18 protein-coding genes are annotated in these 24,403 nt (G+C 47.7%); 11 read left to right on the top strand and 7 right to left on the bottom strand.

Annotation, left to right across the window (positions count from 1 at the left end):
* Nucleotides 1–10 precede the first annotated feature (10 nt).
* Nucleotides 11–838: a rhamnulose-1-phosphate aldolase gene (gene rhaD / locus QM657_RS02310; protein WP_415064905.1), complete on the top strand. Its 828-nt coding sequence runs from the start codon at nt 11–13 to the stop codon at nt 836–838.
* Between the two features lie 239 nt (nt 839–1,077).
* Here rhaD and QM657_RS02315 read toward each other — a convergent pair whose 3' ends face one another.
* Together QM657_RS02315 and QM657_RS02320 are read right to left on the bottom strand one after the other, a co-directional pair.
* Entirely contained in the window at nt 1,078–1,893 is an 816-nt protein-coding gene (locus QM657_RS02315; RefSeq protein WP_415064906.1) for a DUF5131 family protein, read from the bottom strand.
* A 272-nt stretch (nt 1,894–2,165) separates the two neighbouring features.
* Complete coding sequence (locus QM657_RS02320) at nt 2,166–2,807, bottom strand: hypothetical protein (protein WP_415064907.1); 642 nt, start codon at nt 2,805–2,807, stop codon at nt 2,166–2,168.
* Between the two features lie 300 nt (nt 2,808–3,107).
* On the opposite strand from QM657_RS02320, the gene QM657_RS02325 reads away from it, so the two are divergent.
* From QM657_RS02325 to QM657_RS02335, 3 genes are all read left to right on the top strand, one after another.
* Nucleotides 3,108–3,398 (top strand): co-chaperone GroES, encoded by a 291-nt coding sequence (locus QM657_RS02325; RefSeq protein ID WP_124067675.1) that lies wholly within the window; start codon nt 3,108–3,110, stop codon nt 3,396–3,398.
* Between the two features lie 53 nt (nt 3,399–3,451).
* Nucleotides 3,452–5,071 (top strand): chaperonin GroEL, encoded by a 1,620-nt coding sequence (gene groL / locus QM657_RS02330; protein WP_415064908.1) that lies wholly within the window; start codon nt 3,452–3,454, stop codon nt 5,069–5,071.
* 181 nt (nt 5,072–5,252) lie between these two features.
* A complete protein-coding gene (locus tag QM657_RS02335) occupies nt 5,253–5,762 on the top strand; it encodes a DUF6106 family protein (RefSeq protein ID WP_415064909.1) in 510 nt (169 codons plus the stop codon).
* Nucleotides 5,763–5,817: 55 nt separating this feature from the next.
* Here the strand turns inward: QM657_RS02335 and QM657_RS02340 are convergent, their stop codons facing one another.
* Complete coding sequence (locus QM657_RS02340) at nt 5,818–6,663, bottom strand: Rpn family recombination-promoting nuclease/putative transposase (protein WP_415064910.1); 846 nt, start codon at nt 6,661–6,663, stop codon at nt 5,818–5,820.
* Nucleotides 6,664–7,020: 357 nt separating this feature from the next.
* On the opposite strand from QM657_RS02340, the gene guaB reads away from it, so the two are divergent.
* A complete protein-coding gene (guaB, locus tag QM657_RS02345) occupies nt 7,021–8,475 on the top strand; it encodes an IMP dehydrogenase (protein WP_415064911.1) in 1,455 nt (484 codons plus the stop codon).
* A 24-nt stretch (nt 8,476–8,499) separates the two neighbouring features.
* Here guaB and QM657_RS02350 read toward each other — a convergent pair whose 3' ends face one another.
* Together QM657_RS02350 and QM657_RS02355 are read right to left on the bottom strand one after the other, a co-directional pair.
* Entirely contained in the window at nt 8,500–8,904 is a 405-nt protein-coding gene (locus QM657_RS02350; RefSeq protein ID WP_415064912.1) for a DUF3842 family protein, read from the bottom strand.
* A gap of 73 nt (nt 8,905–8,977) precedes the next feature.
* A complete protein-coding gene (locus QM657_RS02355) occupies nt 8,978–10,387 on the bottom strand; it encodes a spore germination protein (protein WP_415064913.1) in 1,410 nt (469 codons plus the stop codon).
* Between the two features lie 520 nt (nt 10,388–10,907).
* On the opposite strand from QM657_RS02355, the gene QM657_RS02360 reads away from it, so the two are divergent.
* A complete protein-coding gene (locus tag QM657_RS02360) occupies nt 10,908–11,780 on the top strand; it encodes a YitT family protein (RefSeq protein WP_415064914.1) in 873 nt (290 codons plus the stop codon).
* Between the two features lie 4 nt (nt 11,781–11,784).
* Here the strand turns inward: QM657_RS02360 and QM657_RS02365 are convergent, their stop codons facing one another.
* Nucleotides 11,785–13,170 carry an MATE family efflux transporter gene (locus QM657_RS02365; protein WP_415064915.1) on the bottom strand — a complete coding sequence of 462 codons (1,386 nt, stop codon included), beginning with the start codon at nt 13,168–13,170 and terminating at the stop codon, nt 11,785–11,787.
* Nucleotides 13,171–13,344: 174 nt separating this feature from the next.
* Nucleotides 13,345–13,785 (bottom strand): hypothetical protein, encoded by a 441-nt coding sequence (locus QM657_RS02370; protein WP_415064916.1) that lies wholly within the window; start codon nt 13,783–13,785, stop codon nt 13,345–13,347.
* A 188-nt stretch (nt 13,786–13,973) separates the two neighbouring features.
* Between QM657_RS02370 and addB the strand changes: the two genes are divergently transcribed.
* The 5 genes from addB to QM657_RS02395 all read left to right on the top strand — a co-directional run bounded on the left by addB (nt 13,974) and on the right by QM657_RS02395 (nt 24,307).
* Nucleotides 13,974–17,435, top strand: a complete 3,462-nt coding sequence (gene addB, locus QM657_RS02375; RefSeq protein ID WP_415064917.1) for a helicase-exonuclease AddAB subunit AddB — start codon at nt 13,974–13,976, stop codon at nt 17,433–17,435.
* The gene (addA, locus tag QM657_RS02380) at nt 17,416–21,105 is read left to right on the top strand and encodes a helicase-exonuclease AddAB subunit AddA (RefSeq protein WP_415064918.1); all 3,690 of its coding nucleotides are present in this window, start codon (nt 17,416–17,418) and stop codon (nt 21,103–21,105) included. The genes addB and addA overlap by 20 nt, the downstream gene beginning before the upstream one ends.
* Nucleotides 21,106–21,210: 105 nt before the next feature.
* Nucleotides 21,211–22,257, top strand: a complete 1,047-nt coding sequence (gene selD / locus QM657_RS02385) for a selenide, water dikinase SelD (RefSeq protein ID WP_415064919.1) — start codon at nt 21,211–21,213, stop codon at nt 22,255–22,257.
* 5 nt (nt 22,258–22,262) lie between these two features.
* Nucleotides 22,263–23,405, top strand: a complete 1,143-nt coding sequence (locus tag QM657_RS02390) for an aminotransferase class V-fold PLP-dependent enzyme (protein WP_415064920.1) — start codon at nt 22,263–22,265, stop codon at nt 23,403–23,405.
* Nucleotides 23,402–24,307 carry a selenium metabolism-associated LysR family transcriptional regulator gene (locus QM657_RS02395; protein ID WP_415064921.1) on the top strand — a complete coding sequence of 302 codons (906 nt, stop codon included), beginning with the start codon at nt 23,402–23,404 and terminating at the stop codon, nt 24,305–24,307. Before QM657_RS02390 ends, QM657_RS02395 begins: the two co-directional genes overlap by 4 nt.
* Nucleotides 24,308–24,403: the final 96 nt, after the last annotated feature.

Raw genomic sequence — 24,403 nt, forward strand, 5'->3', positions numbered from 1 at the left:
GAGGATGAATATGAGGATTTTAGATACAGAATTTGTAAAGGGATTTATCCGTTTATGCGACGACGGATTTCACCAGAACTGGCATGAGAGAAACGGAGGCAACTTAAGCTACCGGATCAAACCGTCAGAAGTGGAAGAGATAAAAGAGGAATTGACAGATGAAAATCCCTGGCAGCCCATCGGAACCACGGTAAAGGGGCTGGCAGGAGAGTATTTCATGGTGACTGGAAGCGGCAAATATTTCCGCAATGTGATCTTGGACCCCAGGGCCAATACCTGCATCATAGAAATAGATGAAACAGGGGAACAGTACAGAATCTGCTGGGGCCTGGTAAACGGAGGACGCCCCACCAGCGAGCTCCCTTCCCACCTCATGAACCATGAAGTGAAAAAAGCGGCGACAGACGGAAAACACCGGGTCATTTACCACGCTCACCCGACTAATATCATTGCACTCACCTTTGTACTTCCCTTAGAAGATAAGGTGTTTACCAGAGAATTATGGGAAATGGCTACGGAGTGTCCGGTTGTGTTCCCTTCCGGCGTAGGCGTGGTAGGCTGGATGGTTCCGGGAGGACGGGATATTGCGGTGGCCACCAGCGAACTGATGAAAAAGTACGATGTGGCCATCTGGGCTCATCACGGCCTGTTTGCCTCAGGAGAGGACTTTGACTTAACCTTTGGCCTGATGCATACGGTGGAAAAATCTGCGGAAATCCTTGTTAAGGTGCTTTCCATCAGGCCTGACAAACTTCAGACCATAACCGCAGAAAACTTCCGTGATCTGGCGGCTGATTTTAAGGTGGCCTTGCCGGAAGAATTCCTCTATGAAAAGTGATTTATAGCAGGAAATAAAAAACCGCCGGGACCAGTTGATTGAATGGTGATAACGAAGTATCAGAAACTGAGATTATAACGGCTGACAAACAGGAGACTGCAAACGGGCGTACCGCATTAACGGCGATACGCCCGTTTTATCACGCAGCAGAACACCATTTTAAGAGGTATGACTATTCTGCTGCCATAACAACGGTTTTTAATTTACCCTTGTGGCGGAAAACGAAATGAAGTGTTCGATTAAAACAACCTTTTTCCATCTGAAATATCTATGCCAAACTCTTTTGCCATACTGGTTTGCCTGAATGGATTGATTTTTTCCACCATGCCGTTACGCCTAAAAAATGAGCCTGTATTTTTAAACCAAAACGTTACATTTGCTTTCTCGCATTGTTCGCGGATATGAAGCACCCAATCATAATCACATTCACGGGCTTCCCGCCCCGTTTCACCGCCGACGGTAACATGATCTACTCCGTGAAGATACGGTGTCAAATCTATTGCTTCTAAAAGCGGAGCACAAGCGATAAAACGCCGCTTTATGGGATAGGATAAAAACAGTGGGAGTCTATAATCGGCTGATAGTTGATTTTCCACAGTACACCCGATATTCACATTATCATATCCTGTTCCCCAGTCTGACGGAAGAGATACAAGGAAACGGTCAATTCGCTTTGTCAAAATCAGAAATTCTATGTCCGTTCTCTCCCTGATCATAGCCCAGACTTCTTTACGCCATTCATCCGCTTCGGGAAGAAAAAAGTCAGTCGCAAAACAAGTCGCAAGAATTTTGTTCCCCTTGATGTTGTATTGACCTTTTGCATTTTTTCTGGCAGGCCAATCGAATTTGTCTGTTTTTTGTATCGTGTTCTGACCAAAGCGTTTCGCGTATGGTCCGTAAAAATAGCAATTTATGCAGCCTTCACTTACTTTGTAACAGCCTGTCCACGGCTCCCAGTTCATAGGCGTCCTCCTTATTTGGCTGGGCCGCGGCTTTGATTTATCAAAGCACAACCCATATTGTTTTACGGCTTCGGGAGGAAACATTGTGCGCATGGCAACTTCCTCAGCTCCACATGAGAGGGGAACATATGGAATTGCCTGTCATTTTGGATCATCAGCTTCTTTCCCATCCCTGCTGTTCAAAGTGAAATTTCACTATATTCATCCCGTTCTTATTATCTCTAATTATATACGGTCTGTAAAACAATAACAACAAGCAGATTCTTATAAAAGCATGAAAACAGCGAAACAGCATAGCCGTTAAGCTATACCGTTTCGCTGTTAAGAATACTTCCTTATTGCCCGCAGCCTTTGAGTTACGGGAGTTATTCCATGATATCTTCCACAATCGTGGTGGTTTCTTCGGCCAGGTCTTTCAGCGCCTTCTGCGCATCTTCTGCTCCGTCTTTTGCCATATCAACGGCATCTTCCGCAGTTTCTTTTACAGCATCAACAGCATCCTCTGCGGCTTCCTCTATAAAGTCTGCTGCATCTTCTGCTTTTTCAGACAGATAATCCGCTGCTCCGGCAGCGTAATCGAGGCCTCCGTCTTCCGTCATGTCTTCCTGGTCCAGAGCTTTTTTTGCCTGTCCCTTGGCAGAGTCAAACTTGTCCTTTGCAGTAAATTTCATAGCAGAAGCTGCTTCCTTTACTGTGTCAGTGACAATGCCTGCTGCGTCCTTTACCATGTTTTTTGCCGCATGAGCCGCATCTCTGGCTGCTTCTGCTGTATCAGAGGCTGCGATCTTAAACTCGTCCTTATTGGCATGTAAGGAAACGTAATTGCGGTTCATGGTGCTGTCGATCTTGGTGATGTCATCGTCGTCATCTTCAAAGTCATGGAAGTTTTCTTCCAGTTCCTTGTGAAAGGATTTGTATTTTGTAAAGTAAGAGATGCCGGCAGCGGCAGCGCCTGCTATGGTGGCAAGTGCCACAAATTTTCCAAAACCATTACCTTTTTTTGCCATTTAAAACACTCCTTTCCTTTTGGGCATAATGATACGCCTGAAAGGCGATTTACTCTGTTTAATATTGTAATACTTCCAAAAGAAAAAATAAAGGTATATAATAAGAAAATTTCTATAAACTATGTAGATGAGGACAAAAAACCCTTAAATTTGGGAAAAATGTAAAAAATATATAAAGTTAGCACTCAACTCTTGACAGTGCTAATAATGAGTGATATAACTTAGTATGTAAATAAAATAAAACTTCTTTAGGCAAACCTGAAGAAAGAAAATAACATATGGCTATGAGGAGGAATTGCAATGAAATTAGTTCCATTATTTGACAAAGTTGTTTTAAAACCGCTGGTTGCTGAAGAGACAACCAAGTCAGGAATTGTTCTGCCTGGTCAGGCAAAAGAAAAACCCCAGCAGGCGGAAGTCATCGCAGTAGGACCTGGCGGATTGGTAGACGGAAAAGAAGTCACCATGCAGGTAAAAGTGGGCGATAAAGTAATCTTCTCCAAGTATTCCGGAACAGAGATTGAAACCGGGGAAGACGATGAGAAATATGTGATCGTAAAGCAGAATGACATTTTAGCGGTAATTGAATAACCGGGCGATCGGAATTTGAACTAATTTTTAGAAGAAAACTGGAGGAATGAAACATGGCAAAGCAGATTAAATATGGCGTGGAAGCCAGAAAAGCACTGGAGTCCGGAGTAAATCAGTTAGCAGATACTGTTCGTGTGACCCTGGGACCGAAAGGAAGAAACGTTGTTTTGGATAAATCATTTGGCGCACCATTGATTACCAATGACGGTGTGACCATCGCAAAGGAAATTGAATTAGAAGATGCATTTGAGAACATGGGCGCTCAGCTCGTAAAAGAAGTTGCCACAAAGACCAATGACGTGGCAGGTGACGGTACTACAACTGCAACGGTTTTAGCTCAGGCTATGATCAACGAAGGAATGAAGAACCTGGCAGCAGGCGCAAACCCGATCGTTTTAAGAAAGGGTATGAAGAAAGCGACAGAAGCAGCCGTAGAAGCCATTGCTAAGATGAGCGAGCCTATTAAGGGTAAAGCTTCCATCGCAAGAGTTGCAGCTATTTCCGCAGCAGACGATGAAGTGGGCGAGATGGTAGCTGACGCTATGGAAAAGGTTTCCAACAACGGCGTTATCACCATTGAAGAGTCCAAGACCATGAAGACAGAGCTGGACCTGGTAGAAGGTATGCAGTTTGACAGAGGTTATGTTTCCGCTTACATGTGCACCGATATGGAAAAGATGGAAGCTAACTTAGATGATCCATATATCCTGATTACAGATAAGAAGGTTTCAAACATTCAGGAAATCCTCCCGCTGTTAGAGCAGGTAGTTCAGTCCGGCGCAAGACTTCTCATCATTGCAGAAGACGTAGAAGGCGAAGCACTGACAACTCTGATTGTAAATAAATTAAGAGGAACCTTCAATGTAGTAGGTGTAAAGGCTCCAGGCTACGGCGACAGAAGAAAAGAAATGCTTCAGGATATCGCAGTTTTAACAGGCGGTACCGTAATTTCCGAAGAGCTGGGCTATGAGCTGAAGAACGCTACTCTGGACTTATTAGGACGTGCAAAATCCGTTAAGGTTCAGAAGGAAAACACCGTCATCGTAGACGGCTGCGGCGACAAGGATGCCATCAATGCCAGAATCGGCCAGATCAAGAGCCAGATCGAGGAAACAACTTCTGACTTTGACAGAGAAAAATTACAGGAAAGACTTGCAAAATTATCCGGCGGCGTAGCAGTAATCCGTGTAGGTGCTGCAACAGAAACTGAGATGAAGGAAGCAAAGCTTCGTATGGAAGACGCTTTATCCGCAGCGAGAGCAGCCGTTGAGGAAGGTGTAATCGCAGGCGGCGGTTCTGCTTATATCCATGCCATCACTCAGATTCAGGAGGTTGTAAACGGACTGGAAGGCGATGAGAAAACTGGCGGAAAGATCATCTTAAAAGCTCTGGAATCTCCGCTGTATCACATTGCAGCTAACGCAGGTCTGGAAGGCAGCGTTATCATCAACAAGGTGAAAGAATCCAAAGTCGGAACCGGCTTTGACGCATATAAAGAAGAGTACGTGGATATGGTGGAAGCAGGCATTCTGGACCCAACCAAGGTGACCAGAAGCGCACTTCAGAATGCAACCAGCGTTGCCTCTACCCTATTGACAACAGAGTCCGTTGTTGCTAATATTAAAGAAAAAGCACCCGCAATGCCTGGACCGGGCGGAATGGATATGATGTAAGCAATGAGCAGTGCGAAACAGGGGGTGAATGAATTTTCGTTGTGCTCGCACATAAGAAAATTTATTCGCTACCTGTTTCATAGGGCGAATGCCCGACAGCGGGTGGAGCCGCAGGCTCTGCCCGCTGCACTGCGGACTTCCCCGAAGATCAGGAGCAAAAGAGGAAAGGACCCAGTGCCGTATGAATGAAATGTATGCAGAATGTCTTGTGAAACGAAAATCTCCGGCGTATACCATGCTTTTAAAAATCGTAATGGGAATCGTATGTGTGATCGCATTTTTCCTTTCCATTACCCCGCTTTTAGGAGTTTTTGGAGTGGTGATTCTCTTTGCAGCCATCGCCGGAACCTACTTTGTGTTCCGCAACAGTGAGGTGGAATTTGAATATCTTTATGTGACCAACAGCCTTTCCATTGACCGGATTTACGGCAAGAGCAAGAGAAAGAAAGCCTGGGAAGGTTCCATGGAAGAGGTTCAGATCGTTGCGCCTACAGGCTCTACAGAGGCCAGGGATCATGAGACAGGAAATATAAAAGTGCTGGATTTTTCCTCCCATATGCCGGGAGCAAAGACTTACACTCTGATCAGCCAGTCCGGCGGAGAACGGACCAAAATCATATTTGAGCCCGATGAAAAGCTGCTTCGCTGTATGAGGATGACAGCGCCGCGGAAGGTGATTCAGGGAATATAATAGAAACCAGGAGGCAAGCGGTTTGAATGAACTGCCTGCCTCCTGGTTTTTTGTTTTAAGAGGGATTTTGATCGAGCTCTGAAAAGGAGGACAGATTCTTCCGACAGGCTTCTATTTCCTCTCTTGATGCATCGCAGACAGCCATGATCTGCTCCACGGGAAACTCCTGGCTGAGCATTTTCATGATTATTTTTCTGCGTTCCTGTTCCATGCCTTTTTCGATTCCTTGTTCCATTCCCTTTTCTATATTTTCCATATCGCGCATTAGTAATGTCATATATTCATGCCTCCATTCTCTGTTCTTTTTTGCTTCTTTTACGGCATCTTCCAGCTTCTTTCCAAAGGGGCCGCTGTTCGGCCTCCCTGCCACAAGATCAAGAAAAGCTTTCAGCCCTTCACTGATATCATCGATATTGCCGTCAGCATTCAAAAAAATCCTGGTTGTTCCGTCTTGTAAGTGTATGTAGTTATCTTCTCTGCAAACATATTCAAACGTATAAATATGCCTGTTTTTACCGAATAAGTCAAATGGACAGATAAAAATAATATAGCTGTTATTTAATTTTGTATATGGCTCCCCTTTATCAATTAACTGCAAATCAATGATGGACTGGTAGTACCTTGTTCTTTTGGGAAGTTCTTTTGTGTCGATTGTCTGCATTTCGATGTTATAGACTGTGCTGTTATTTCCGATTACATAAACATCCAGCCTTACGCTGCGGGCATCTTTATCCAGACGGATGCTTTTTTGAAGTTCCGGGTATTGAATGCAGGAAATATTTAATTCCGGAAGTATTTCCTGCAAAAGTTCCAAACACAGCGCCGGATCTGTCATGACCTTTCCAAAAATAAAGTCATTGGATATTCCCAGGGAATTCCAATCGGTTCTCATTTGAATCATTTGCGCCTCCTGCCAGAAGATATCTCCCTCAGAGCATTGCAGCAAATATACCTTATATCAGAATTATATCATTTTAAGGATTCTGTTGCAAGAACGGGACAGAGAGGAAGACTTAAAAAATAATTTTGAAATGGAATAAAAAAGGACAAAGCAGAAAAATTTAAAGCTGAAAAAAGAATTTAAAAAGATATTTGATATGATGGTTTTATGATACCACAGAGGTAAAAATAAGTAAACGATTTATTAAGGTTTTGTCCGTTGACAACCCTTACAAAATTTGTTAAACTATGTAACTAATAAGCAGGCAAGAATACTTAGCAACCGTACAAATCATAAAGAAAAGGAGAGATTAAATTAATGGGTACAATTATTGGCGACGGCATTACTTTTGATGATGTGCTCCTGGTTCCGGCCTATTCAGAAGTGGTCCCGAATCAGGTTGATTTAACGACCAATCTTACCAAAACGATTAAGCTGAACATCCCCCTCATGAGCGCAGGAATGGATACGGTGACGGAACACCGCATGGCCATTGCCATGGCAAGACAGGGAGGAATCGGCATTATTCATAAGAACATGTCCATTGATGAGCAGGCAGAGGAGGTCGACAAGGTTAAACGGTCTGAGAACGGTGTCATTACAGATCCCTTTTATCTCTCTCCGGAGCATACCTTAAAGGATGCCAATGACCTCATGAGCAAGTTCCGCATTTCCGGTGTTCCCATTACAGAAGGGAAAAAACTGGTGGGCATTATCACCAACCGGGACTTGAAATTTGAAGAGGACTTCAGCCGCAAGATCAAGGAATGCATGACCACTGAAAATCTGGTAACCGCCAGAGAAGGAATCACCCTGACAGAGGCAAAGAAGATTCTTGCCAAGGCAAGAGTGGAAAAGCTTCCGATTGTAGATGATGAATTCAATTTAAAGGGCCTGATCACCATTAAAGACATAGAAAAGCAGATCAAATATCCGAGTTCCGCCAAGGACAACCAGGGAAGGCTGCTGTGCGGCGCTGCCGTGGGAATTACAGCCAATGTGCTGGACCGGGTGGGAGCTTTGGTACAGTCCAAGGTGGATGTGGTGGTTTTAGACTCCGCCCACGGTCATTCTGAAAATGTCATCCACTGCGTAAAGCTGATTAAGGAAGCTTACCCCGATCTTCAGGTCATTGCAGGAAACGTAGCTACCGGAGATGCCACAAAGGCATTGATTGAAGCGGGAGCTGATGCGGTGAAGGTGGGAATCGGCCCCGGTTCCATCTGTACTACCCGTGTGGTAGCCGGAATCGGCGTTCCCCAGATCACAGCAGTTATGGACTGCTATGCAGTGGCTAAGGAATACGGAGTGCCCATCATTGCCGACGGCGGAATCAAGTATTCCGGCGATCTGACAAAGGCTATTGCAGCCGGCGGAAGCGTATGTATGATGGGAAGCATGTTTGCCGGATGCGACGAAAGTCCGGGAACCTTTGAGCTGTATCAGGGAAGAAAATACAAGGTGTACCGCGGCATGGGTTCCATTGCTGCCATGGAAAACGGAAGCAAGGACCGGTATTTCCAGGCGGATGCCAAAAAGCTGGTTCCTGAAGGCGTGGAGGGCCGTGTGGCATACAAGGGAATGGTAGAGGATACCGTATTCCAGATGCTGGGAGGCTTACGGTCCGGAATGGGATACTGCGGAACACAGACAGTTCGGGAGCTCCAGGAAAATGGAAGATTTGTAAAGATCACAGCAGCTTCCTTAAAGGAAAGCCATCCCCATGATATTCATATCACAAAAGAGGCGCCAAACTATAGCGTTGATGAATAGAACTTCCAAAAGAAAAGGTGGAGATCATAAAAGATCCTCCACCTTTTTGATTACAAGGCCGATGGCCTCTGTTAAATTCAGATTTTCGCAGCCCACCACGTGATGGTTGCATTTATTCACAGGAATCAGTATCTTATAAGCAGAACTTTTCCCTATGGCCTCTGACATGGCCGGTGTGATTTCTCCCAGAAGGGAGTCTGCAATGACGATTCCAATGGGTCCAATGATCACATCCGCCTGGCGGCTGGCTACAATAACCGGGTTTTGGCCGGTAGCCCCGGCATCAGCTCCTGCCTTTAACATGGCAGAGGTGGCGATGGAATTGGTTCCCACGGCAGTGATGAAAAGCTCCGGATGGGACTTTTTAAGCTGGACGATGACGGATTGTCCCATTTTTCCGCCCTGCCCGTCAATAATAACGATGTTCATGGCAATCCTCCTCGCCCTTCATTGTATTATAGGAAAGGAAAGAAATCAAGAGCTGCAAAAAAGGATTGCCCGGTTATTTCTGCTTATGAGGAAGCCGTCCCCGGAAAAACCGCTTTTTCAGTTCTGAAAAATGGAAGGGAATGAGAGGATAGATATAGCTCTTTCCGGCAATGGTCTTGTTAAATACAATGGCACAAAGAGAAAGCAAAACCCCTCCCAAAAAGCCCCAGTAATTAAATATAGCTGTTGTGATCAGCATGATCATTCTCATGAATTTAAAGGCATAGCCCAGTTCGAAGCTGGCCTGGGAGTAGTTGGCAATGGTCACAAATGCCATGTAAAGCATGGTCTCACTGTTGAACCAGCCGGATTTGACGGAATATTCTCCCAGTACAATACCGGCGATCACGCTCAAGGGGGTGGTCAGCATGCTGGGCGTGGTGACCGCGGCAAGCCTTAAGCCGTCAATGGCAAATTCCAGAATCAGAAGCTGGAAGATCAAAGGAACCTGAGGCACCTCCGATAACCGGGTGAATTGGAGCCAGGAGGGAATGATCTCCGGATTCTGCATGAGAAGCAGCCACGTGGGTGTCATGAACAGGGTCAGTATGGCGATGACCAGCCTGGAAAGGCGTAAGTAAGTGCCTGTAACAGGGGGGAAATAATAGTCATCAGCCTCTTCAATGATGTCAAATACAGAGGAAGGCAGTATCATGGCAGCAGGAGAGCTGTCCACAAGGATGATGATATTTCCTTCTAAAATCGAAGCAGCAGCCGTGTCCGGGCGCTCGGAAAATTTGAACTTTGGAAAGGGATTGAACCATTTATGGGGATAAAGGCATTCCGCAAGGCTTTCCTGGTTCATGGTCAGGGCATCCACCTCCAGCTTTGATATGCGGTCCTTGATCATGGTGAGAAGTTTTTCATCCACCCTTCCCTTAAAGTAGCAGATGGCGATATCCGTATGGGAGCTTTCTCCGGTGCTCATGATTTCCATGGTGAGTTTGGGGTCCCGGATTCTCCGGCGGATAAGGGCAGTGTTAAAGATCAGGGTTTCCACAAATCCGTCTCTGGAGCCTCTTAAAACCTTGTCTTTTTCCGGTTCTGACACCCCTCTGGCCGGATAGGTGCGGCAGTCCACGGTGATGCATGTATCGTAGCCGTCAATGAAGAGGCAGGATATTCCCATTAAAAGCTGGATTATCATTTGCTCCTCGTCCTTAATGAGTCCGATCTCGCCGTAAGGCAGATATTTTTTTGAGAAGGTATGGGCATCAGGAGGCATGTCCTCCTCTTTTATGGCAGCAAATCCGGGAAGGATTTTTAACCAGACCTCATCCTTTGTAAAACCGTCAATAAAATAGATACAGGCCTCCCGGCCTGCCATGTGTATGACACGGTATACCACATCAAAATTCGATTGAACGTCCAGCTTTTCGTGGAGGCGTTTTATATTGTCCGATAACTTTGGGGAAAATTCCATGGTGATGATCTCCTTGTGGCTTATGAAAAGATATAAGGATAGTATGTGCATTTTTTGAAAAAAATATGTTCTGGGGTTTTCGGGATTTTATATATAATATTCCGATAATATTTCTTGTATACAAGGACATTTTTAGTGAAATACACTAAAAACGTTGACTTTTTGGGAAATAAATGGTATTATCATCGATGTGAGAAGCGTAAGAAAGTGCACAAGGTGCACAGTTGTGACACGTGAATTTTGGAAAGCAGAAAATTTATAATGTGACGGCTTAAGAACGTGGCAAAGGATTGCCTTCTGTGGGGGAAGGGCAATCCTTTTTTTATCGCATAGGAAAGTTCGTCCTATGCGATAAAAACCCTCCGGGGGATCGCACTGCGGCGGTAGGGTTGGATGTCGCAAAAGCGACCCGCCGCAGGCGGAGAATCCCGCAAGCGGGATTCTTTATTTCTGAAAAGTATTGATATAGAGGAAAAAATTACATATACTATCACTTAGTGACAAGGAGGAAGTTGAGTTTATGTTGAAGAAGTTGAGGAGAGATAAGCGCGGCAGAAATGTGATAACAGCAGTGGCTGTTGTGGCAGCCGCATTTTTACAGACGTTTGTCATACAGACATTTATCCGGCCTTCGGGCCTTTTATCAGGGGGATTTACGGGAATTGCGATTTTAATTGACCGGATCACCTCCCTTTTTGGAAGCAATTTTTCCACTTCCCTGGGAATGATCCTTTTAAACCTTCCTGTTGCCTGGGCCTGCAGCAAGAGCATCAGCAAACGGTTTACTCTCTTTTCCCTACTCCAGGTTTTTTTAGCCAGTGCATTTTTAAAAATCCTGCATTTTGAGCCCATTTTTGAAGATATCATACTCAATGTTTTATACGGCGGAGTGCTGTATGGCTTTGCCATTGTCATGGCTCTCAGGGGAAATGCTTCCTCCGGAGGAACGGACTTCATCGCCCTGTATGTATCCAATAAAACCGGAAAATCCATATGGACCCAGGTCTTTATGGGCAATGTGATTCTGCTTTCCATCTTTGGAGCGATTTTCGGCTGGGACTACGCCGGATATTCTATCTTATTCCAGTTTGTGAGCACCATGGTCATTTCCACCTTTCATCACCGGTATGAGCGGGTCACCCTTCAGATCACCACCACAAAGGGACCTGAGATGGCAAAGGAGTATGTAAAAGCTTTCCGCCACGGCATTTCCTGTGTGGAGGCGGTGGGAGGCTACAGCGGAAGGGATATGTACCTCCTTCATACGGTAGTTTCCTCCTATGAAGTGCCCGATATGGTAACCCTGTTTCTGGAAGTGGATGAAAACGTGATCGTGAACATGTTAAAAACACAGCAGTTTTACGGCAGGTTTTACAGGGCTCCCATGGAATGATCTTTTATTTGGTAAAGCGGGGCAGCCGCAGCCGTTTTAAGGGGCTGAACCAGTTGAAATACACGATGAACAAAAGCGAGGTAACGACCCAGGTCAGAGGATAGCTGAAGATCATGGTCTTGATTCCGGGGCGGATGGGAACGGCCACAAGAATCCAGAGAACCCGGAGGGCGCAGATTCCCAAAGCTGTGATGATCATGGGAATCCAACTGTCCCCCGCTCCCCTGAGAGCGCCGGAATAAATTTCAATGCACACATAGGTAAAGAATACCGGGGAGAGGAAGCGGAGTATTTCCATCCCCTTTTCAATCACATCCCGGTCAGTGGTAAACAGTAAGTAGATGTAGCTGCCGGAGTAATACAGGAAAAAGCTTAAGACAATGGCAGAAATAAAACCCATGATCATGCAGATACGGATTCCTTTGTATACCCTGTCTTTTTTTCCTGCTCCGTAGTTTTGTCCCACAAAGGTGGTGACTGCGATTCCAAAGGCGCTGATGATCATCCAGAAGATGCTGTCGATCTTTGCATAGGCTGTCCACGCTGCGATGGTGTCGGTTCCCAGGGAATTGACGGCAGCCTGGATGATCACGTTGGAAGAGGAGTACATCACCGATTGCAGGGCGGCGGGGAAGCCGATCCTTGTCATCTGCTTTAACATTTCCCGGTTGATTCTGATGTCCTTTACCTTAAGCCGGTAGGACTGATTTGTTCTGACCAGCACACGGGCCACTAAAACGGCGCTGACAAACTGAGAGATGATAGTAGCAAGGGCAGCTCCCGCAACTCCCATGTGAAAGGAAACCACAAACAGCAGGTCCAGAACGATGTTGGTAAAACAGCTCATGATTAAAAAGTAAAGAGGCTGCCTGGAGTTTCCGGCGGCTCTTAAGATGCCGGCTCCCATATTATAAAAAAGGTTTGGAATGGCACCTAAAAAATAAATCCGCAGATATAAAACAGAATAGTCCATGATGTCTTCAGGCGTTCCCATGGCTCTTAAGGCAGAAGGCGCCAGAAAAAATCCCACAAACATCAGCACAATGCCGCCTATAAGGGAAAAGGCGGCAGCAGTATGAACGGCCAGGCTCACCTGGCTTTCCTTTTTTGCCCCATAAAACTGGGAAATAATGACTCCGGCCCCAGAGGAAAGCCCGACAAAAATTCCGATCAGCAAATTGATCAGCGTTCCTGTAGGGCCTCCCACGGCTGCTAAGGCTTCCTTGCCCACGAACCGTCCCACCACCACCGCATCGGCAGTGTTATAAAGCTGCTGGAAAAAGGTTCCGAATAAAATAGGAAAGAAAAACAGAAGAAGCTGTTTCCATATCACTCCCTCTGTAATCTGGTTATGCCCTGGGGCATTAAATGTCTTTGTATTCTGACTCATTTTGATTTCCTCTTTTGGCCCATGCTTTCTGGGCATAATGGTATACCCAAAGGGTGCTTCCTCTTTTGGCCCACGCTTTCTGGGCATAATGGTATACCCGGTGCTTTCTCATTTAGGTAAGTATGTATTTTGCCTTATCATTATACAGTCTTAAAAGGGAAAATACAATCCCGATTATTCACTTATCTGTGCTTTGGAAATGGCCTGGTCAACTGCCTTTAAAAGCATCCCTGAGGTGTACCTGGTTTCCGTAGAATAAGAAACATTTTTGGTGGACTGGTTTTTGACGATCTGCTCTGATAAGTTATTCATGGCCGGCTGCATCAGGGGATACATGGTGGCTACGGTTTCGCTTAAAGGGACCAGGGTGACCGAGGTGATCTGCTTGGCGTCGACGGTGACTTCTACGTTTGCCTCCTGATGATTCAGCATGATGGCGGAGGTATAGACTCCCGGAACGTAGATCACTGGGTCGCCGGAGGTCTGAACAGAATCCCTCTTAGGGCGGAACATGACTAAAAACAAAGTGATGAGGAGAATTCCAAGGCCCACAAAGATTGCAGTGTAAATGATTTCCTTCATTCGTAAAACAATGATTTTTGTTTTAGAGCTCATAAAAGAAGCCCTCCGTACAGTTTTGTTATAATGTATTATTGGGCTGGAAATTTCATTCCTAAGAATTCGTTGTTGACAAGGGAAATCTGTGATAAAATAAGATACAAACGTGTGTTTGTGAATCAATGGATATGGGTCATATCCACTGATCTGTCAAAAGAAAAATTGGGAAAAGGAGTGAATATGCCATGTCCCTTCAATTTATATTAGGCGGTTCCGGTTCCGGAAAGACCAGCCGCTTGTATACGGAGCTGATCCGCCGGTCCATGGAGGAGCCGGATACCCGGTTCATCGCCGTTGTTCCGGAGCAGTTTACCATGCAGACCCAGAAGGAAATCGTCACCCTTCACCCCAATCACGGGGTCATGAACATCGATATCGTAAGCTTTATGAGACTGGCTTACCGGATATTTGAGGAGCTCGCCATCGTAAATCCCCAGGTCCTTGACGACATGGGAAAGTCCATGGTGCTCCGGAAGGTGACGGCAGGAAAAAAGCGGGAGCTGATTCTTTATAAAGAGCATTTGTCAAAGACCGGATTCATTTCCCAACTAAAGTCCATGCTGTCTGAGCTTTACCAGTACGGCGTGACGCCGGAGATGTTAAACGGAGAAATGACGGAGCACGTAAGTCCCATGCTAAAACAGAAGCTTTCGGATATTTCCGTGATTTATCAGGGCTTTAAGGATTATATCAAGGAAAAATACATCACCACAGAGGAGATTTTAGATGTTTTATGCGACGCCCTTCCAAGGTCGGAGCTGATAAAAAACAGCGTTATCACCTTAGATGGATATACCGGATTTACGCCGGTTCAGTACCGGATTTTAAAGCTGTTTCTGCGGTATGCCAAGCAGGTCATCGTCACTGTGACCATCGACCCGTCGGAGAACATGAACCGGAAAACAGGAGCCCAGGAGCTGTTTTACATGAGCCGCCAGATGATATGGAAGCTGAATGAGCTGGCAAGAGAAGCTGGAACATCCAGAGATGAAGATATTCTGCTTACGGACCGCCCCGCCGTCCGCTACCAGTGCGAAGGCGGGAAAGGGGCAGCAGACGGCTGCTGCGATGGGGAAAATGCCCTGGATTTTCTGGAACAGAATCTATACCGGTATAAGGGGAAGTTCTGCGAATCCGTTCCCGGCTCAGTCAGTCTGATGAAGGCATTAAGCCCCTCAGAGGAAATTGCCTTTGTGGTCCGCTCCATGGAGGAGCGCATCCGGGAGCAGGGACTGCGCTACCGGGATATGGCTGTCATCACCGGAGACTTAGGGACTTATGCCAATGAGATATCCCATCAGTTTCCCTTAAACGGCATCCCTTACTTTTTGGATGACAAAAAAAGCATTTTAAAAAATCCCATGGTGGAGCTGATCCGGGCAGCCGTTGATATGGTTCAGAAGGACTTTTCCTATGAATCGGTGTTTCGTTATTTGAGAACCGGACTGGTGGCTTCAAAAGAGGATTCGGCCAGGACAGACCGGCTGGAAAATTACGTCATTGCCATGGGAATCCGGGGATTTAAACGGTGGAACAGCGTATGGGAGGGCTGGTACCGGGGAGGAAAGGACTTAAATCTGGAGGAGTTAAATGCCTTCCGGGAAGAGATCATGACCCCCTTAAGGCCCCTCTTGGAAGTTTTCAGGGGCAGGGAATCCACAGTAGAGTCCATGACAGCAGCGTTGACAGCCCTTTTAATGGAGCTTGGCATAGAAGAAAAGATTCTCGCCTATGAAGGAGAGTTTCAGGAAGCGGGAGAATACGGCCTTGCCAGGGAGTACAGCCAGGTATACGGCCTGGTCATGGACTTATTTGACCGTCTGGCCGGACTTTTGGGAGAAGAACACGTGAGCCCCAGGGAATACGGAGAAATCCTGGATGCAGGATTTTCTGAGGTCAAGGTGGGCTTGATTCCCGCTTCCGTGGACCGGGTGGTGGTGGGTGATATCACCAGAACCAGGTTAGACCACGTCAAGGTCCTGTTTTTTGTAGGCGTAAATGACGGAATCGTTCCGGTGAAAAAGGACAACAAAAGCCTGCTGACAGACAGGGAAAGGGAATTTTTAGGAAACCAGGCCATTGAACTGGCCCCCACTGCCAGTGAGGAGGGCTTAAGACAGCGCTTTTATCTGTATCTGGCACTCACAAAGCCGGAGCAGGAACTGATTTTATCCCATGCGGCCATGGACAGCAGCGGAAGAAGCCTGCGCCCCTCCACCCTGATCGGGGAGCTGAAAAAGCTGTTTCCCCATTTAGCTGAAAAGGTTCCTGAAGATGGGGCAGTACCTCTTTCCATGCGGGAGGCTAAGGACTGCCTCGTCAAAGGGCTTCGGGAATATGAACATACAGGGGGAGACGGAAGGTTTTTAGAGCTGTTTAAGGCATTTCTCCGTTCAGAGGACCATAGGGAGGAAGGGAAAAAGCTGGCAAAAGCTGCCTTTTATTCCTATGAAAAACGGGGAATCGGAAAGATCGCGGCAAGAGCCCTTTACGGCCCTGTCATAAGCGGAAGCGTGACCAGAATGGAGCAGTTTGCTTCCTGTGCTTACGCCCATTTCTTAAATTACGGGCTGGAATTGATGGAGAGACAGGAATTCCAGCTTGCAGCCATGGACATCGGAAACTTATTTCACGATTCCATTGACTTATGGTTTAACCGGATGAAGGAGGGGGGGCGGGATTTTAAAACTCTCTCTGAAGAAGAGCGGAAGGCTCTGGTCCGTGAATGCGTGAATGAAGTGACGGAAGAATACGGCAACACCATTTTAAAAAGCTCTGCCAGAAATGCCTATCTGGCCGGAAAAGTGGAGCGGATCACCGACAGGACGGTGTGGGCCCTTTTGGAACAACTGAAAAAAGGAGATTTCACCCCCGTAGGATTTGAGGTGTCCTTTTCTGCCGACGACCATTTAAATGCTATGAGAATTCCCTTATCAGGGGATGAAGCCGTTCATCTGCGGGGAAGGATCGACCGCATGGACTTGTATGAGGACGAGGATGCGGTCTATGTGAAGATCATCGATTACAAATCAGGAAGCACAGCCTTTGACTTGACCTCTCTTTACTACGGCCTCCAGATGCAGCTTGTGGTCTATATGGACGCAGCCCTGGAAATGGAAGGAAGACGCAGCCCTGATAAGTCTGTGGTTCCGGCAGGAATCTTCTATTATAATATTAACGATCCGGTGGTTGAACGGGAAGGGGACATGACAGAAGAAGATATCAGCAGGCAGATGCTGAAACAACTTCGCATGAACGGCCTGGTCAACAGCGATTTAAATGCCATTTCCCATTTGGACCATGAGATCGAAACGGAATCAGACGTCATCCCAGTTGCCATGAAAAACGGGATCATCCAGGAGGCTAAGTCCTCGGTGGCAGGAGGAAAGCGCTTTGATGCGCTGCGCCAGTTTGTCAGGGAGAAATTAAAGACAGAAGGCCAGGATATCCTGGACGGAGTCATTGACATCACTCCCTATAAACAGGGAATGAAAAGCGCCTGCGATTACTGCCCCTACCACAGCGTCTGCGGCTTTGATTTAAAGACCAGAGGATACAGCTATCGAAAATTCAAGGCATTGAAATCTGAGGAAATATGGCCTGTTATTGAGGGAGAGGAGGAAGACCATGGCGATTCGCTGGACTGAGGAACAAAAAGCGGTCATTGAAAGCAGAAACAGAAACCTGCTGGTATCGGCGGCTGCAGGAAGCGGAAAGACTGCGGTTTTGGTGGAGAGAATCATCCGCATGGTCACCGAAGGGGAGAATCCCCTGCGTGTGGACCAGCTTCTGGTCATGACCTTTACAAAGGCCGCTGCCGATGAGATGAGGGAGAGGGTGTTAAAGGCCATCGATGAAAAGCTGATGGAAAATCCCGACAACGCCCATCTTCAGATGCAGTCAGCCATGATTCCATATGCCCAGATCACCACCATTGACAGCTTCTGTCTGGGGCTCATCCGGGAGCACTACAATAAGCTGGACATTGACCCGGCTTTCCGGGTGGGAGATGAAGGGGAAATGCTCCTTTTGCGGGGTGACGTCATGGAGGAAATGCTGGAGGAGTTTTACGGAAAGCAGGACCCCTTGTTTGAACAGTTTGTGGAAACGTATGCGACGGGAAAAACCGACCGGGGAATCGGGGATTATATCATGCAGGTATACACCTTTTCCCAGAGCAATCCCTGGCCGGATGAGTGGCTGGAAGGGTGCAGACAGGAGCTGGAAGCCTGTGATATGGACCAGCTCATGGATACGGGCTGGATGAAATTTCTCATGTGGGATGCAGCCCTCCAGCTTGGGGAATTAAAGGACCAGATCGAAAGTGCACTGGAGGTCTGCGAGGATGAGAACGGCCCTCTGGCCTATCTTCCCATGCTGACCGGTGATTTTCGCATGCTGGAGACTCTTTCGAGAGCGGAAGACTACGAATCCTTAAACGAAGGTCTGAAAGAGGTCGCCTTTGACCGTCTGGCAGCCATCCGTGGCAAGGACATTGATCCCGATAAAAAGGCTTATGTGACAGGAATCAGGGACCGGGTGAAAAAGGCCGTTGCAAAGCTTCGGGATTTATACTGCTTTGAATCCCCTCAGGAGGTGCTTTCCGATATCCGGGGAACGAAAGAGGCGGTGAACACGCTTCTCGATCTGGCCCAGGAGTATGCCAGCCGGTATCAGGAAAAGAAAAAGGAACGGAATGTGGTGGATTTTAACGATTTAGAGCACTATGCCCTGAAGATTCTTCTGACGAGAGAGGATGGAAAAACCGTTCCGTCAGAGGCTGCTGACGAATTGAGCCGTCAGTTTGAGGAGATACTGGTGGATGAATACCAGGACAGCAACGATGTGCAGGAGGCGCTCATCACCAGCATATCCAGAGAACGGTTTGGAAATCCCAACGTGTTCATGGTGGGGGATGTAAAGCAGAGCATTTACCAGTTCCGCCTTGCAAGGCCCCAGCTCTTTCTGGAAAAGTATGAGACGTACTCTGCTGAGGAAGGGAAGTACCAGAAAATCGAGCTCCACCAGAATTTCCGAAGCAGGACAGAGGTCCTGGAGAGCATCAACCAGGTTTTTTACCAGATCATGACCAGAAACCTGGGAAATATCCGGTATACCAGGGAAACGGCCCTTCATCCGGGAGCCAGCTTCCCTGACTGTGAGGAAAGAGGAACGGAAAAATCAGAGCTTCTCATGATCCATGGGGAAGGAAGTCTGCTAAAGCAGTTGGAGGGAGACGATGCCGATTATACCGGCAGGGAGCTGGAGGCAAAGGCCATTGCAGCCAGAATCCGGGAGCTTACGGACCCTGTAAGAGGCTTAAAAGTATGGGATGGAAAGCTGGGCGGAACGGGAGGCTACCGGAGTGCCGGCTACGGGGATATTGTCATCCTGTTAAGAAGCACCAGCGGATGGGCTGAAGATTTTGTCAATGTTTTGATGAATGAGGGCATTCCTGCTTATGCGGAGAGAAAGACCGGATATTTTACCGCAACCGAGGTGGAGGCTGTTTTATCCATGCTCAGCATCATTGACAATCCCATGCAGGATATTCCTCTGGCCGCTGCATTCAAATCTCCGGTGGCAGGTGTGACGGATGAGGAAATGGCACATCTCATGGCCTTATGGAAAAAAACGGCCAAAAAGGGCCAGGACCGGGGCTTATATGGAGCCTGGCAGAATTATCTGGAGGAATACAGGGAAAAGGAAGACGCTGAATATCCGGGACTTTTTAAGAAGCTGGAGGATTTTTCTCTCATGCTGGCAGGCTATCGGAAGAAGTCGGCTTACCTTTCCATTCATGAGCTGCTGTATGATCTGTATGAAGGAACCGGATATTATGATTACGTTTCCGCCATGCCGGCAGGAGAGGCCAGAAGGGCCAATCTGCGTATGCTGGTGGAAAAGGCCTCTGCTTATGAAAAAACCAGCTATACGGGCTTGTTTCATTTTATCCGCTACATTGAAAACCTGAAAAAATATGAAACGGACTTCGGTGAGGCTTCTCTGGCAGGAGAAGGGGATACGGTCCGGGTCATGACCATTCATAAGAGCAAGGGCCTGGAGTTTCCAGTGGTGTTTCTGGCCGGAATGGGGAAAAAGTTCAACAAACAGGATGCTTACGGAAAAATCCTCATTGATCCTGACCTGGGAATCGGAACCGATTACCTGGACTTAGACCGCAGAGTGAAGGCGCCGACTTTAAAAAAACACGTTTTAAAACGGAGCATGGAACTTAGTGCCATGGGGGAGGAGCTGCGGGTCCTCTATGTGGCTATGACAAGGGCGAAGGAAAAGCTGATCATGACAGGCTTTGACCGCTACCTGGATAAAAAGATGGAGCGATTTGACGGTATCTTGCGGACAGAAGGACAGATTCCCTTTACCATACTCTCCTCTGCCGACTCCTATCTGGACTGGCTGCTCATGAGCCTTTCGGGAAAGTATTCACGGGATGGTATTTTATCCGGGGAAGGGCTTGATACGGGAACTTTAGTGGTAAAGGAGCTTCCCCTGACCAATCTGGTGGGATATGAGATGGAGCGGCAGGCAGAGAAAAGGCTGACGAGGGAAAGTCTTCTCGCCCTTAACCCGGACCTGGTTTACGATTCGGCTTTTGAGGCGGATTTAAAGTCGGCCTTTGAGTATGAATACCCCTACGAATCTGACATCGGTTTATATACCAAGATATCCGTGTCTGAGCTGAAAAAGAGGGGGCAGTTTACCGATGAAGAGGAAAGCGCATTTCTTCCCACCATTCCTGCCTTTTTAATGGAAGAAGGACAGGAGGAAAAAGCCAGGGGTGCATTCCGGGGAACCGCGTATCACCGGGCTCTGGAACTTTTAGACTTTGGAAAGGTCCGCACCGGGGAGGAAGTGGAGGAAGCTCTGGAGGGCATTTTAAAGGCCCGGAAAATAGATGAGGAAAGCCTCTCCCTCTTATCAGCCAAACAGCTTGCCGCATTCTTAGGCTCCCCTCTGGGGCAGCGCATGGGAGCGGCACAGGCGGAAGGAAGGCTTAAAAAAGAGCAGCAGTTTGTGGTTGGTATTCCCGCCAGAGATATGGACCTGGGAGATTCCGGTGAGCTGATTCTCGTTCAGGGAATTATGGATGCCTGGATGGAAGAGGAAGGGGAACTGGTCCTGGTGGACTACAAAACCGACCGGATTAAAGAGGGCGAAGAACAGGTTTTGAGGGACCGTTATCAGGTCCAGATGGAGTATTATCAGCGGGCTCTGGAGCAGATGACCGGGAAAAAGGTGAAGGAAAAAATCATTTATTCCATGGCCCTGGAAAGGGAAATAAGGCTGGAGTAAAAAAATGTCCAAAATTGCACCGTAAAAATCCAGCCTTGATAAAAGGCCAGAATGTGTTAAAATAGTAATAGAAAATATCTATAAATAGAAAAAAGAGGGACAGATATGATACCAGATAGCGAAGTAAGACTTACACAAATGACAAAGACAGCAGGCTGTGCAGCCAAGATCGGACCGGGAACCCTTGCCGGGATTTTAGACAGCCTGCCTAAATTTCAGGACCCGGCCCTTATGGTGGGAATTGAAACCTCAGACGACGGAGCCATTTACCGGGTAAATGATGAAGTGGCCCTGATTCAGACGCTGGACTTTTTCACTCCTGTGGTAGATGATCCTTACGTGTTCGGCCAGGTGGCAGCAGCCAATGCCTTAAGCGACATCTATGCCATGGGAGGAGAGCCTAAGATTGCCTTAAACATTGTGGCATGGCCCAACTGCGTGAATCCGGAGATACTGGGAAGGATCTTGCAGGGAGGCGCTTCCAAGGTATTAGAGGCAGGCGCAGTGCTGGCAGGAGGCCACTCCATTCAGGATGACGAACCAAAGTACGGGCTCAGCGTCACAGGATTTGTCCATCCGGACAAGGTCTTTAAAAACAGCGGAGCAAAGCCGGGAGACGTGCTGATCCTGACCAAACCCCTTGGAACCGGCATCATCAACACGGCAGTCAAGGCGGACATGGCTTCAGAAGAAGCAAAGGAAGAGGTCGTCCGGGTCATGACAACTTTAAATAAGAAGGCAAAGCAGATCATCGAGCATTATGATGTCCACGGCTGCACCGATGTGACAGGCTTTGGCCTGGCAGGCCACGGTGCCGAGATGGCGGAGGGCAGCAATGTGACTCTGGAGATATCTGCAAAGGATCTGCCGGTTCAAAAAGAGGCCTTTTCCCTGGCCCAAATGGGACTGATTCCGGAAGGAGCCTATAAGAACAGATATTATACAGAGAACAAGGTGGACTATGGAGAAACCGAAGAGTATTTTCGTGACATTTTCTGCGATCCCCAGACCTCAGGCGGACTCTTAGTCAGCGTTTCCCCAGAGGATGCAAAGCGGATTGCAGAGGATTTTAAGGCTGCGTCAATGGAAACAGACTGGGCCGTCATCGGACGGGTCGTGGAACGCGAAGAAAAACTGGTAAAGCTGAGGTAATGATCATGATTTATCTGGACAATGCGGCCACCTCTTACCGGAAGCCGGAGGAGGTGGGCAAGGCTGTAGCCGATGCCATCATTCATATGGGAAACTCCGGAAGGGGAGCTTATGGAGCGGCCTTAGATGCCTCCCGCATGATTTTTCACACCCGGAAAATGCTGGCAGGGCTGTTTCACGCAGGAGACCCAACCAGGGTGGCTTTTACCGCCAATTCCACGGAGAGCTTAAACATCGCCATTCAGGGGCTGTTTAATCCGGGGGATCATGTGATCACCACCATGATGGAGCACAATTCCGTGCTGCGCCCCTTGTACCTCATGGAAACGAGAGGGGTGGAGCTGACCATTCTCCCTGCGAACCAGGACGGAAATATCCGGTATGAGGATGTGTCAAAGGCAGTCAGGAAAAACACCAGAGGGCTGGTCTGCACCCATGCCTCCAACTTGACCGGAAATATGAACGATCTGGAGGCTCTGGGAAAAATCTGCCGTCAAAACGGGCTTTTCTTTGTGGTGGATGCCTCTCAGACAGCAGGTGTATTTGACATTGATATGGAAAGAATGGCAATTGATGTCTTGTGCTTTACAGGCCATAAAAGCCTTCTAGGCCCTCAGGGAACGGGAGGGATATGCGTCAGAGAGGGAGTTTCTATCCGACCTCTTTTGGTGGGAGGAACAGGAGTCCACAGCTATTCCACCACCCAGCCGGAGGAGATGCCGGAGGCTTTGGAGGCGGGAACCTTAAACAGCCACGGAATTGCCGGGCTTCATGCCGCTCTGGAGTATTTGCAGAAAACCGGAATTGAAACCATCCGCAGCCGGGAACTGATGCTGATGAAGCGGTTTTATGAAGGCGTGAAGGAGATTTCCGGAGTCCGGATATACGGGGATTTTTCAGAAGAAAAGTTCTTTTTCCGCGCCCCGGTAGTGGCTCTTAACATCAGGGATTACGATTCAGGAGAAGTGGCCGATGAGCTGGCTTCTGAGTATGGGATATACACCAGGGCAGGAGCCCACTGCGCGCCCCTCATGCATCAGGCTCTGGGAACTGCAGAACAGGGAGCAGTCCGTTTTTCCATGTCCCATTATAATACAGAAGCAGAAATCGATCAGGCCGTTTGTGCAGTAAGGGAGTTAAGCCTATGAATTTAAAACAACTGGAAGCATTTGTATGCGTGGCAGAGGCAAAAAGCTTTTCTGCGGCAGCCAGGAAGCTCTATCTGACCCAGCCCACGGTCAGCGCCCACATAAGCGCTTTGGAAAAGGAGCTGGGAGCAAGGCTCTTTGCCCGCACCACAAAAGAAGTGGAGCTGTCCCATGAGGGAGAGCTGCTCTATGGCAATGCCAAAAAGATGCTGCAATTGGAAAAAAACATCCTCCGGGATTTCACTCAAAAGGATGTGAGCGGAGTACAGAAAATCGTGGTGGGAGCTTCCACAGTGCCGGGACAGTATATTCTGCCTCAGATTCTCTCACTCTTTGCCAGAACCTATCCGGGAAACCAGCTGGAGCTTAAGGAAGCGGACAGCATGGAAGTGGTCAGGCTGGTCCAGGAAGGGGAAGTGGAAATCGGTTTTACAGGAACCGCAGGAACAGACCCCACCTGTGTATTTGAGCCCTTTTATGCGGACCGCCTGGTGGTGGTTACCCCTAATATTGAACGGTACAAAAAATATGAACAGACCGGGTTTCCCCTGGAGCAGTTTTACAAGGAACGCTGGATCGTCCGGGAAGAAGGTTCCGGCACCAGAAAAGAAACGGAGCGCTGCTTAAGGGAAATGGGGCTGGATTTGAGCCGTCTGGAAACTGTGGCGACCATCAGCAACCAGGAGGCCATTAAAAAGTCAGTGGGAGCGGATATGGGGATTTCCATTCTCTCCGGAGCGGCTGCAGAGGATTTTGTCAGACAGGGACTTTTGCTGCGGTTTTCCCTGGGCTCAGAAGAGACTTACAGAAATTTGTATATGGTATGGAGCAAGAACCACAAGCCAGGCAAGGCTGCCAGGCTGTTTATCCGGTTTGTCCGGGAGCTTTATACCGGTCCTTAAAAATCGATCCCATTTACCGGTAAGGTGAATTTGCCCGAAGGGCAAAGAGAGGACCCCCTGGGGGTAAGGTGAATTTGCCCGAAGGGCAAAAAGAGG

It is taken from the genome of Lacrimispora sp., from assembly GCF_047605665.1.
Lineage (GTDB): Bacteria > Bacillota > Clostridia > Lachnospirales > Lachnospiraceae > Lacrimispora.